General features: G+C 35.4%; 11 protein-coding genes and 1 pseudogene. 3 read left to right on the top strand and 9 right to left on the bottom strand.

Features of this window, described 5'->3' with window-relative positions:
• Positions 1 to 26: 26 nt before the first annotated feature.
• Positions 27 to 524 (top strand): flagellar motor switch protein FliG, encoded by a 498-nt coding sequence (locus WAX78_RS14135; RefSeq protein ID WP_336482895.1) that lies wholly within the window; start codon positions 27 to 29, stop codon positions 522 to 524.
• A gap of 54 nt (positions 525 to 578) precedes the next feature.
• Entirely contained in the window at positions 579 to 1,361 is a 783-nt protein-coding gene (locus WAX78_RS14130) for a CheR family methyltransferase (RefSeq protein ID WP_336483025.1), read from the top strand.
• Positions 1,362 to 1,568: 207 nt separating this feature from the next.
• On the opposite strand, the gene WAX78_RS25195 is transcribed toward WAX78_RS14130, so the two are convergent.
• From WAX78_RS25195 to WAX78_RS14095, 7 genes and pseudogenes are all read right to left on the bottom strand, one after another.
• Complete coding sequence (locus WAX78_RS25195; protein ID WP_413789200.1) at positions 1,569 to 2,318, bottom strand: methyl-accepting chemotaxis protein; 750 nt, start codon at positions 2,316 to 2,318, stop codon at positions 1,569 to 1,571.
• Between the two features lie 1,021 nt (positions 2,319 to 3,339).
• Positions 3,340 to 4,053 carry a hypothetical protein gene (locus WAX78_RS14120; RefSeq protein WP_336482893.1) on the bottom strand — a complete coding sequence of 238 codons (714 nt, stop codon included), beginning with the start codon at positions 4,051 to 4,053 and terminating at the stop codon, positions 3,340 to 3,342.
• 78 nt (positions 4,054 to 4,131) lie between these two features.
• Positions 4,132 to 5,226: a transglycosylase gene (locus WAX78_RS14115; protein WP_336482892.1), complete on the bottom strand. Its 1,095-nt coding sequence runs from the start codon at positions 5,224 to 5,226 to the stop codon at positions 4,132 to 4,134.
• Positions 5,227 to 5,281: 55 nt separating this feature from the next.
• The gene (locus WAX78_RS14110; RefSeq protein WP_336482891.1) at positions 5,282 to 6,880 is read right to left on the bottom strand and encodes a flagellar motor switch protein; all 1,599 of its coding nucleotides are present in this window, start codon (positions 6,878 to 6,880) and stop codon (positions 5,282 to 5,284) included.
• 352 nt (positions 6,881 to 7,232) lie between these two features.
• The gene (locus WAX78_RS14105) at positions 7,233 to 9,191 is read right to left on the bottom strand and encodes a chemotaxis protein CheA (RefSeq protein WP_336482890.1); all 1,959 of its coding nucleotides are present in this window, start codon (positions 9,189 to 9,191) and stop codon (positions 7,233 to 7,235) included.
• Between the two features lie 157 nt (positions 9,192 to 9,348).
• Positions 9,349 to 9,717 (bottom strand): response regulator, encoded by a 369-nt coding sequence (locus WAX78_RS14100; RefSeq protein WP_336482889.1) that lies wholly within the window; start codon positions 9,715 to 9,717, stop codon positions 9,349 to 9,351.
• A gap of 177 nt (positions 9,718 to 9,894) precedes the next feature.
• Positions 9,895 to 10,005 (bottom strand): annotated as a pseudogene (locus WAX78_RS14095) (OmpA family protein); the annotation flags it as partial.
• Between the two features lie 99 nt (positions 10,006 to 10,104).
• On the opposite strand from WAX78_RS14095, the gene WAX78_RS14090 reads away from it, so the two are divergent.
• A complete protein-coding gene (locus tag WAX78_RS14090) occupies positions 10,105 to 10,707 on the top strand; it encodes an HD domain-containing protein (protein ID WP_336482887.1) in 603 nt (200 codons plus the stop codon).
• 56 nt (positions 10,708 to 10,763) lie between these two features.
• Here the strand turns inward: WAX78_RS14090 and nfsA are convergent, their stop codons facing one another.
• Together nfsA and WAX78_RS14080 are read right to left on the bottom strand one after the other, a co-directional pair.
• Positions 10,764 to 11,498: an oxygen-insensitive NADPH nitroreductase gene (gene nfsA / locus WAX78_RS14085; protein ID WP_336482886.1), complete on the bottom strand. Its 735-nt coding sequence runs from the start codon at positions 11,496 to 11,498 to the stop codon at positions 10,764 to 10,766.
• A 131-nt stretch (positions 11,499 to 11,629) separates the two neighbouring features.
• On the bottom strand, positions 11,630 to 11,941 hold the full coding sequence (locus tag WAX78_RS14080) for a DUF4870 domain-containing protein (protein WP_336482885.1): 312 nt from the start codon (positions 11,939 to 11,941) through the stop codon (positions 11,630 to 11,632).
• Positions 11,942 to 11,998 lie beyond the last annotated feature (57 nt).

The raw sequence follows: 11,998 nt of genomic DNA, 5'->3' as shown, positions 1-11,998 counted from the left end.
AATTTACGATGAGGTGGCATAAATCTATGAATATCTTTCTTTGTGGTTCTAATCAACTAACAACATTAGATCAAACAGAAATTAAAAACTTTTTATCTGAATACGCTTATAAACATAATATCTATGTACTATGCTATAAATCAATTGAAAATGAAGTACTTCGTTTTTTCGTTGAAAATGAGCGCCTTGCTCCTAATTTATACATATACACGTTGCAGCCGTTACATGTATTATCCAATGAATTTCAAGATATTGTGACATATTTAAAAGCACACGGATCACAGTTTTTTTCTTTTAATCATCCAAGCGAAGCGGTTTATCGTTCAGAATATATATTTTTTGTAAAACAAATCATTGAAAATACAGATTTAGTACTTTGTTTTTATAACGGTGACAAACATACAGCTGTTATTCCAGTAGACGTTGCCAAAGAAATAGGTACAGATGCTCTTATTTTTGATTTACCGATTCTACAGGATAAGCAAGTTAGAACAAGTTTTGAACAAAAAATCCGCATAATGTAGTACACAATATAAAAAGGAGGGGGCACAATATACAAATATTGTGCCTATGTCATAATCATGCTAGAACAAGACTATACCTATTTCATTGCACAGTTTAAACAACACTTCAATATCGATATTTCGTTATATAAACAAGATAGGATGAAGAGAAGAATTGATTCTTTTATTACGCGAAAAGGTTATGAGAGTTATATACAATTTCTTCGTGAACTACAAAATAATCCCCACCTGTTCACCGCGTTTATTGATCATTTAACAATTAACGTGTCTGAATTTTACCGCAATCGTGAAAGGTGGGATGCTCTTGAAACGAAAGTGTTACCTAAACTCATTGGGCAGAATAGCGGAAAATTAAAAATGTGGAGCGCTGCTTGTGCAGCTGGGGAAGAACCATATACATTATCTATCATTCTTTCGCAAATTCTATCAAAATATCGTTTTGAAATTCATGCGACTGATCTCGATTTAAATATTTTAGAAAAAGCAAAACGCGGCACATATTCTGATCGTTCTTTAAAAGAAGTGCCAAGTGCTGTGAAACAAACATATTTTATAAAAGAAAATGAAGAATATAGCATTCATCCTGATATAAAACAACCAATTACATTTAAACAACATGACTTATTATTGCAAGCATTCGATACAAATTTCGATTTAATTATTTGCCGAAACGTCATGATTTATTTTACAGAGGAAGCACGAACACAGATATACGAAAAATTCAGCCGTTCCCTCAAGAAAGGCGGAGTATTATTTGTCGGTAGCACCGAACAAATTTTAACTCCGGAGCGCTATAACTTACAGCGCTTTGATACATTTTTCTATGAAAAAATATAAAATGAAACTCCCATCAGTGGGAGTTTTCTTCATTTCCCATTGATGGAAAACTCTCACCAATCGGGCTTTTACGGGAAGTTGTCCCTCACCTATCTTCCTCGCTTTTCTCTCAGTCTTTAGGTAGGGGTACCCGCGAATAGCGGGATAAAACCAATATAAAAAGGTCGCTTTCATCACTGAATAGCGACCTTTTTATATTGACACAAACTAAGATAATTTATAGCGACCAATAACATCTGAGAGCTCATTAGACACATGTTTAGATGATTCGGCTTCTTGTTTCATCACATCGACTGCCGCTGCCTGTTCACGAGCCTGTACTGAAATATGTTCTGTTTGTTCTGCATACCGCGTCGATTGATTTGCAACTGTTTGTAATGTTTGCTGCATATCTTCTACGTGCGTTGCCATTTCCTCTGTTTGTACAGATACTTCCTGCATTTCATTTGCAATTTTTGCAATTTCTTGTACGATACCATCCACAGCCGCACCTGCTTCATGCATCATCGTTTGTCCTTTTTTCGATTCCATTACACCTTGCGAAATCGCTGCGGTTGCTCGTTGAATGTCATTATAAATTTGCATAATAAATCCTTGAATTTCTGTCGTTTCTCCTTTAGACTGCTCTGCTAATTTACGCACTTCCTCTGCAACAACAGCAAATCCTCGTCCATGTTCACCAGCACGCGCTGCTTCAATAGAAGCGTTGAGTGCTAATAAGTTCGTCTGTTCAGCAATATCGCGGATGGCTTCAATTAATCTTTCAATTTGCTTCGAACTTGTTGCTAAACTTCCAATTACATTTGCTGTATGATTTACCGACTGATGAATCGTGTCGACTTGTTCTACAGATTGACGAATTTGTTTGCGCCCATCTTCTGCTTGATGCGTTGCATGTCCCGTCGTTTCAGCAACATAAGACGCCACTTCCGCTACGCGTTGCACACGATTAGACATATCTTCAGCCGCTTGTAAACTATCATTCATCACTTTTGCCTGTTCAGACATATGTGTAGACATATTTGTAAATGTCCCTGCTTGTCCTGAAACTGATGCTGCCACTTCACCCGACGTAACCATAACGCGATTCGATTGTTCCGTTACCGCCTTTGTTACTTCTTTAACATGAAGCATCATTCGCTGCAATTCATCCATACAGCTATTAAATCCGATTACAAGGCGGCCAATTTCATTACGTTTTCTATACTGCAGTCGAAACGATAAATCTGCTTCCTCACCTGAAAAAGCTTCTAACTTACGAGCTACTTGACTTAACGGTTGTAAAGAACGTTTAATCATCAAGAAATTAACAATAATAAGAACAATACTTACAATGACCATCATCACAGTAATACTAGTTCGAATAAACTGTATTGTCCCATCAATCTCATCCATACGATTTCTTAATGTTTCTTGAATCGAATTTTTTTGCGTATTCGCTAAATTCACACCAGAATCAATTACTCGAAGTGCCTGTTTCGCTTGAATATACGCTTGCAGACGATCTTGCTTTATTACATTTTGCAACTCACCAATTTGTTTATTTCCCTCAGTAACTTGCAATTGCAATTGCTTATAAAAATTTGTTGTATAACTACTCTTTCCGAGTTTCTCTACATCCTGTTGAATATGCTCATATGCCTTCTTTGCATCGTTAAATTTTGCAACTGATTCCTCTATTCGTTCCTCTTCACTACGATCATCATTTGGCTCTTGTATAAAGGCACTTTGAACTGAAGCTGTAGCAGACATAAATTGAAAGCGAATAGAATCATATAACTGCATCGTTTCATTCGCTTCCATCATTGTACGTTGTCTTTTTTGATCATACGTATACACAACAAAACTACTACACACAGACAACAATACGAGTAATATAATGAAAATTGAATTCACGATTGTAATCTTTTTTACTAAACTCATTGTATTTTCTCCCTTTAAATCTTTATATAAAAATAAAAAGATTTTATTGTTACCCCTATATAACAAATATACAAATCATCCAAATGAGTAGAAAAAAGATTGTAATTGACCATTTATGTTGCATTGTCCATTGTTTCATCTGTTGCGATAATTGTGTCATACTCATTTCAGCTAACGCTCTCCACATACCGACATCAAGTTCTTTTGAAACAATAGTTGTTGCATCAATACCTGTACTTTCGTTTGATAGTTTCATCATATACGCTGTTATCGTTTGAACAACCATCTCTACTTTAGAAGAATCTTGCTCTAGCATATGAGTAAAAGCAAGGACATCTAGCAAAGGTATCGTCACTTGTTTCCCATATTGCTGAAAAGAGACCGGCAATTCAATAAAATCGTATGTTCCATCTAATAATGGAATTTGCCGAACATGTACATGTTTTACAAGCTCCTGCACGTTTTGTAAAATCCCTTGATACATTTGCTCATTTTGTCCCTTTGGCTGCTCCAATAACGATTGTAGCTGCTGAAACAATTGTAAGACCGACTTTAGTTCATTTAAAATGATGCGCACAGCAACTTGCCCATCTTGAACATTTGATACTATAATTCCGACTTGCTCTCCTTTTGTAACGATATGACGGTCAATCGCAAACGATATTGTATTCTGTTTTTGCTGTGTAGTTACTTCCCCTTTATCCAAACTTGAAGGCTGTTGTAATGGTTCAAATGTTGTTTTTCCTGTTGTCACTCGATTAATTTCCATACACAGCCCTCCCTCTTATACACGCTGCAGTGATTCACTGCAGCGCTTTATTTTTATCCAATCGACGAAAGTTTTACTCTATGAACTCCAGTCTTTATTACTTTTTAGTATGAAAAATATTAAAAACCCTCCAGATATGATAGCAAATAAATCGGAAGACTGTACCCCAGTCTGTTGTTTCTTTTCTTCCTTCTTGTCTTCTTTCTTTGGTTGTACTACGCCTTTATTATGTGGCGCTTTTTGTTTCTCTTTTACTTCTGCAGCTTGTGTATAACTAGTATCATACTGCTTTTGTTTTGGTGGTTCTGTTACTGTAATAATTGCCTCTTTCGGAGGAGCTACAACTTTTGTTTCTTCCTGCTGTTTTTGTTCTTCCGATTGTTCTTTCGTTGAATCTGCTGTCTTTTGCTCTTCTACAACTGAAACAACGTACTGACTTTCCGTCACACTTGTATTCCCCGCTGCATCAACTAATTCAATCATAAGTTTGTATACACCAATTGGCATTGCCTCGGTAATTTTATACGTTCCTATCCAGCTATCTTCCTTTTTATCATATTGAAGCTGGAAGGAGAAATTTGTTTCTTTCCCTTCTAATCGAACCGTAGTTTGTTTAACAGTTGACACCGCATCTTTTCCCTTAGCATGAATAGTCAGTGATTCACCTTTTTTCATTTCAAGTGTACCCTCTGGATGATCCGAAATCAGAAATTCCTCCAACTTTGGACCTTCCTTATCAGGAAGAGGTTCTTTATTTTCAATTTGCACAAGATCTACTTTTTGCTCTATCGGTTCCCCGTCACCATACATAAGAACATCAAGCTGCCAGTTTCCCTCTAAATCGTACGGGGTAACTGTATAGTTTGCAGTCCATCGTTTCATCTCTTCATCGTATGTAAAAGATAACTGGCGTTCTTGTTCATATTGCTGTTCGTTATTGGATAAATGAAGCCGCCCCAGCAATTTTTGAACTCGTAATTCTTTTGGTTCAATCGCAATGTGAATTGTTTCACCGACAATAGCTTTTGTCTTACTTACGGTAATATGTCCTATTTCCGTGTTTATATTTTGTTCTTCTACTTGTTCATTATTTTCTTGTTTTGCAGCAGGAGGATTCTCAATTGCTTCTGCCCTACTATATATAGGAAACAGCATTAACAGTTGCAAAACCATACAGCTACTGAGAAAATACCTTATATTTTTCATTTCTAACTCCTAGCATGATGAATCACAGCGATTTCATTACTTTCACACCGAAAAATCCATCCACATTTACAAGCTCTCCGTAAGCCACTAACACATCATTTACATAAATATGAATCAGCTCCTCAGTACTTTCGTCCAGGAACACTGTTTCATTTTCATGTAAATTTAAAATATCTTCAATTGTTTTCATCGTACTTCCAAATACAAATTTCAAGTTCACTTCTACATTTTGTAATATATCCGATTGCACATATGTATTAACTTCAGCCTTTGTTTCTTGTACCTGTACAGGCTGTACTGTAGGAGCTTTTACATGTTCCTCTTGCTTCTCTATTATTCCTTCATCTTCTACCTGTGGAAGTAAACGCCTTACCATTGCCTTTGCTTCTGGTATTGGCAAGATTTGATACATCTTCGAATGAACTAAATTGCCAATTTCCAATTGAAATGTAATTTGAACGAGCTCATCCATCTGACTACTTACACTCATACTCTCCATTTCTTCATGAAGACTAACAAATTTAACTGTTGGCGGTGAAATATCCATTTTCTCTGAGAACATTTCAGACATTGCCGTCGCTGCATGCCCCATCATTTGGTTCATTATTTCTTTTACGCCGCTTAATTCCAATTCAGTCAGCTCTTGTTCCGGATCAATTTCACCAGTTCCCATCATCATTAAATCTACCATCGTTAAAGCAACATCTTTGGAAAATACAAATATATTTTCATGTTGTAACCCTTCAACGAAATCTACATTTAAAATAACAAACGGAACAGGCATATCGTCATAACGGCGAATACTAATCGTTTCAACTTGTGGTGTACTGATGGTTACAGGTTGATTCAACAATGTCGATAAAACAGTAGAAGCTGAACCAATTGATATATTAGCAATTTCGCCAATGACATCTTTCTCTTCTTGGGTTAATACTTCTACTACTGAAGGATCTTCTTGCTCCTCTAGATCTCCTGATAACTGCAGCAGCTTATTAACCATTTTCCTTGCACCTTCTACTGAAATAATTTGTACAAGTTTTGAATTTACTAAATCATCGACTTTCAAATCAAATGATACTTTAATAATCGCACCACTATTATCTACATCAGAAATTTTCTCCATTTCTTCCTTAAGGGTAACAACTTGAATTGTCGGAGGAGACATATCTACAACATCTTGGAAAAATTCCGACATAGAAGTTGCTGCAAATCCCATCATTTGGTTCATCGCTTCTTTAACAGCACTTAATTCTAATTCGGACAGTTCTTTTCCGTCTTCAATTTCGCCTGTCCCCATCATCATTAAATCCGCAATTGCTAACGCAACATCTTGCTTGATCACAAGCAAATTCTCCATCTCAAGACCTTTTGTAAAATTAATATTTAATACAACATGTGGAGTTTCAACTTCACTCGTATCATATAAATCTATTACTTCTACGTGAGGAGCAGTAATACTCACTTGTCGATTTAATAAAGTTGACAATACCGTTGAAGCTGAGCCAAATGATATATTTGCAATTTCTCCGAGAATATCACATTCTTGTTGTGTTAATAAATGTGAATGATCTTTCTCAAGTACAAGTGTACCACTGTCTCCGTGTTTCTGTTGTTCAGCCATTTGCTAAACCCCCTCATATCGCTCTTTCTCTATATCATCATGGCATTTTTACATTTTAATAATTTAATGTCCATATAAAATTAAATACAAATTTACTAAAGAAAACAACTAAAATCTATACATTTTAACAAATTTATTACAAAAAGCAGCTAATATATAGAGTAAAACCTCCATCAGTGAAGGTTTTCTTCATGTCCTACTGATGGAAAGATTCCACCAATCGGGTACATGCCAGCAGTTATCCACCACATATCTTTGCTTCTTCTGAAGCTTACGTTAGAGAGGTTGTTACCCGCAAATAGCAAGATAATCTAAAACTCCCCAACCATATGCGTTGAGGAGTTTATTCATCTTATAAACCTTCCGGATTCAAAATGAGAACTACTCGTCCGTCACCAAGAATCGTTGCACCAGAAAAATATGTTACACTATCAGCAAAAAAGTCCCCCAGTGATTTTAGTACAATTTCTCTTTGACCAATAATCGTGTTTACAACTAATCCGTAACTGCGACGTGAGTTACGAACAATTAAAACTGGAACCATTTGTCCCTCATATGTTGCCAATGCTTCTTCTAATGTCTTTTCACCGAAAATAACGCTTAAATGTTTTACTTCAATAACTTGATCACGATAATTTAAAATATCTTTTCCTTGCAGTGTTTGAATATCTTCTTTTCTAATACGAACCGCTTCAACGATATTTCCAAGCGGCAGGGCATAGCGTGTTTCATTTGTTTGAACGAGCATTGATTGAATGATAGAAAGTGTTAACGGAAGCTCGATGCGGAACGTACTTCCTTTCCCTTCTTCTGATTCAATAATTACATGTCCACCTAAACTATTAATTGTATGTTTCACAACATCTAGCCCTACACCGCGGCCTGATAAATCAGAAACAACTTCCGCTGTACTAAATCCCGGTGCAAGGATAAGCTCGTACACTTCACGGTCCGTTAGTTTATTCGCTTCTGCTTCTGTCACAACGCCATTTTGAATCGCTTTTTTCAATACTCTTCCTTTATGAATACCACTGCCATTATCAGAGATTTGAATGACAACATGATTACCACTATGAAATGCCTCGAGTTTAATTGTTCCTGTTTCGCTTTTTCCAGCATTACGCCTTACATCAACAGTTTCAATACCATGGTCGATTGCATTACGAATAATATGTACAAGTGGATCCCCAATCTCATCAATAACAATCTTATCGACTTCTGTATCTTCACCTGTAATTTGCAAATCAATTTTCTTTCCAAGTTCCTTTGCAAGCATACGTACCATACGCGGAAAACGATTAAAAACCGTTTCAATTGGAACCATGCGCATATTTAGTAAAACATTTTGAATATCCTTTGAAATGTCTCCTAATCGGTTCAAATGCTCAATCAATTCTTTATTTTGAATGGATTCTGCTAATTCATCAATTCTTCCGCGTTCAATGACACTTTCTTCAAACATATTCATTAAGCGCTCAATTTTATCTAGTTGTACACGAATCGAACGATTTTCAACCTTCGCATTTTTACCTTTTGCCTTTGCAGGTTCTTTTACTGATGTTTGCTGCGGAAGCTCTCTCTCTTGAACAGTTTGCTTTTCCTCTATTTTTACAGACGACAATACTTCTAATTTCTTTACTTCTGCTTTTTCAATTTCAGATACGTGAAGTACAGCTTGCTGAATTTCTTCTTCGCTTCGCTCTGTTTTTAAATAAACGGTAAATTCAAAATCAAACGTATCCGCTTCAATTTCCTCTACAGTCGGCACTGTTTTTTCAATTTTCCCAAGGCTTTGCAATGCCTCAATACACATAATCGCGCGCACTGCTTTTAACATCGCCTGCTGCTGAATAGAAATATGTACCACATGAGATGCAGATGCATTATCATCTAGATTTTGCTCTATCGCGTTTTCAGCTTGCTCCGCAGGTTGATCACCATGAAGCAATGCTTCTAATTTTTGTTTTGTACTAGCAACATGAATGTTCCCCATACCACCTTGCTGCACATCCGCAACCATTTTCTCTAAATTATCGATACATTCAAAAATCACATCAATAATGTTAGCATTTACAGCTATATTGCCGTGACGAATTTCATCTAATACATTCTCCATTTTATGAGTTAAATCTGCCATTTCTGTGAAACCCATACTAGCAGACATCCCTTTAAATGTATGTGCAGATCGGAAAATTTCCCCAACAACTTCCATGTCTCCTGGTTTTTGTTCCAATATGAGCACATTTTCATTTAACGCTTGTAAATGCTCTTCTGACTCTTCGAAAAAAATACTTAATAAGTCTGTTTGCATATCAATCCCCTACCTGTCCGTTCTGGAAACCTATAATTTATGTATATTAATTTAATGTTTCATAAACTAATAGAAAGGATATAAAAAGGAGGCACCCTTTTTTCATTACATATACAATAGCTTATGTTCAAGTTGGCGCCTCCAGTTATTTTGTATGTTAGTTTGTTGCTACTTTTGTTAATGCTTCAATTACACGATCCGCTTGGAACGGTTTTACAATAAAATCTTTTGCTCCACTTTTAATTGCATCCAATACCATACCTTGTTGTCCCATAGCAGAACAGATGACAACTTTTGCGCTTGCATCAATCTTTATAAGTTCTTTTAATGCTTCTAATCCATCCATTTCTGGCATTGTAATATCAAGCGTTACAATGTCTGGCTTCAATTCTTGATATTTTTGGATAGCTTCCAATCCATTTTCTGCTTCACCAATTACTTCAAACTCAGTACTGCTTTTTAATAAGTTTTTAATCATCGTTCTCATAAACATTGCATCATCTACAACTAAAATTTTATGTGCCATTCTAATAATTCTCCCTTTCTATGTATAGAGATATCCTAATATTTAATGTTAACATTCTCCTTCATTATACAAAATAAAATGATAAAATTTAAATATTTTTTTAAAAGAATACTTGTATTTTTGTTTTTTTTTTAAAATTAGATAAAAAAACGGTAAATTATTACATTTTTATCTAATTTAAAGCTCTTTAATATAAATGACAACACGACGGGTTTTTTGCCAGTTTTCTGGAGAATCATTTGCAGCAACCGGTTTTGTATCTGCATATCCAACTGCAGCTAAACGTGATGCTAAAATTCCATAGTCTTCTATTTATCGCAATAAACGCATAAAATTGACACATTTCATTTTCGTATTAAGATTAATATATATAGAGGGGAGATTTATATGGAATATAATATTTTAAAAGTAATTGCACTAGCAGAAAAACTAAAATACGAAATGCGGCACAGTTGGCTTTCTAACGGCCGTCAAGAGAGTGTAGCAGAGCATACATGGCGTATGTCACTCATGGCTATCCTCGTTCAGCCTTATTTAGATAAAGAAGTGAATATAGAAAAGTTACTTAAAATGGTAATTATTCACGATTTAGTTGAAGCTGAAGCTGGTGATATCCCTGCGTTTGATACAATGAATAGTGAAGAATTAAAGCGAAAAAAACAAGAAAACGAACAGCAAGCAATCCTGAATATTAAACATACACTGTCAGGTCCACTTGGAGAAGAATTATATGACCTATGGATGGAATTTGAAGAAAAAGAAACATATGAAGCAAAAGTAGCAAACGCTCTAGATAAGCTAGAAGTAAAAATCCAACATAATGAAGCAGACATTGATACATGGCTTCCAATTGAACATAAAATGACATTCCAAGTTGCACAGCATACAGATTTTGATTCGTTCTTATCAAAACTACAAAAGATTATTGAACAAGAAGGAGAAAAGAAATTAATTGCTGCGGGGATTGATGTAGAGGCTTGTAAACAGTAGAACAATTCCAAAATACATGAAAGAAAGCGGCATATGTAATAGCCGCTTTTTCTACATTATTTTTTATTAAATCCCTTTTTATCCAAAAATTCTTTCATATGCAATCGCTTCTCCTGTGACATAAACGCACTCATTGAACCAGTCCATGTCACATCCTTTTGATTTGTTAATCTTTCTTTATAATACTGATTTGTCGTATGATCGTATTCATCCAATAATTCATTATATTTTTTCTCATCATATACATTTTCATGTAAAATAGCTCCAACTGATAATCGAGGTTTCACCCCATGATTTTCATCCGGTACACCAAGTGTCATTCCGAAGACTGGATATACTTTATCCGGCAAATGTAATAATTCGCTTACTTGCTCTGGATTATTACGAATGCCGCCAATATAACAAATGCCATATCCAAGAGATTCAGCAGCAAGTGCTAAATTTTGAGCAAACAGGGAAGCATCTACCGTTGCCACAATGAAATTTTCTGTTGTATCAGATTTAATTTCTGTTCCATGCTTCTCACATGCTATTTCCAATCGCTTTAAATCTGCACAGCAAACAAAGAATGCCGCGCAACTTTTCACATGACGATTTCCAGATAGCTCCGCTAATTGTTCTTTTAATGCTTCATCTGTTACATATACAACAGAATAAGCTTGCACAAAATGTGATGATGCCGCATGCTGTGCTGCTTCAATCATTCTTTCAATTATATTCTTTGGAATCGGTTCCTTTTTATATTTACGAACTGATACGTGTTGCTCCATTTTATGTATAACTTCATTCATAATATCCTGCCTCCTGTAATCTGAATACTCAATAATTAACATATTTTTCACTTATAGACAAATGATATGTTTATGACAAAATGACATATAAAAAAGGACCAATCTTATTTGATTGATCCTTTCATACATAATTAAGCTGCTTTCAACACCTTCACACCTTTTACAATATTCCAAACACAATAATAAATTCCTACAACTGCACAAATGATATAGGTTACAATCACACCAACACTTGCAGCGTCTCCCATACCAATACCAACTGCCCCCGAAAAAGCAAAGCCTCCAAATAAGATAATGAATGGAATTATATGCGTCCATAGTGCTTTTTTCGCATGATATTTCACGTCACCTTCAGCAATAAAGTAGACGATAATTGGAAATAAGAATGGTGCAAAGAAAATACTAAAATAACATAATGAAGATAAAATATTATTGCTTTTCATACGATTCACCTCTAAAGTTTTGTTGTTTTTGTTACTTTTATTATGCCATTCCAAAAC

Origin of the sequence: Bacillus yunxiaonensis, from assembly GCF_037104695.1 — a bacterium.
GTDB lineage: Bacteria > Bacillota > Bacilli > Bacillales > Bacillaceae_G > Bacillus_A > Bacillus_A yunxiaonensis.
This window is presented reverse-complemented; position numbering and strand designations above follow the sequence as displayed.

Coding starts and splice junctions, on each gene's coding strand:
- WAX78_RS14135 (WP_336482895.1), top strand. CDS start 27: ATGAATATCTTTCTTTGTGGTTCTAATCAACTAACAACATTAGATCAA.
- WAX78_RS14100 (WP_336482889.1), bottom strand. CDS start 9,717: ATGGCACATAAAATTTTAGTTGTAGATGATGCAATGTTTATGAGAACG.
- WAX78_RS14080 (WP_336482885.1), bottom strand. CDS start 11,941: ATGAAAAGCAATAATATTTTATCTTCATTATGTTATTTTAGTATTTTC.
- WAX78_RS14105 (WP_336482890.1), bottom strand. CDS start 9,191: ATGCAAACAGACTTATTAAGTATTTTTTTCGAAGAGTCAGAAGAGCAT.
- WAX78_RS14090 (WP_336482887.1), top strand. CDS start 10,105: ATGGAATATAATATTTTAAAAGTAATTGCACTAGCAGAAAAACTAAAA.
- WAX78_RS25195 (WP_413789200.1), bottom strand. CDS start 2,318: ATGTCTAATCGTGTGCAACGCGTAGCGGAAGTGGCGTCTTATGTTGCT.
- WAX78_RS14120 (WP_336482893.1), bottom strand. CDS start 4,053: ATGGAAATTAATCGAGTGACAACAGGAAAAACAACATTTGAACCATTA.
- nfsA (WP_336482886.1), bottom strand. CDS start 11,498: ATGAATGAAGTTATACATAAAATGGAGCAACACGTATCAGTTCGTAAA.
- WAX78_RS14110 (WP_336482891.1), bottom strand. CDS start 6,880: ATGGCTGAACAACAGAAACACGGAGACAGTGGTACACTTGTACTTGAG.
- WAX78_RS14115 (WP_336482892.1), bottom strand. CDS start 5,226: ATGGTTTTGCAACTGTTAATGCTGTTTCCTATATATAGTAGGGCAGAA.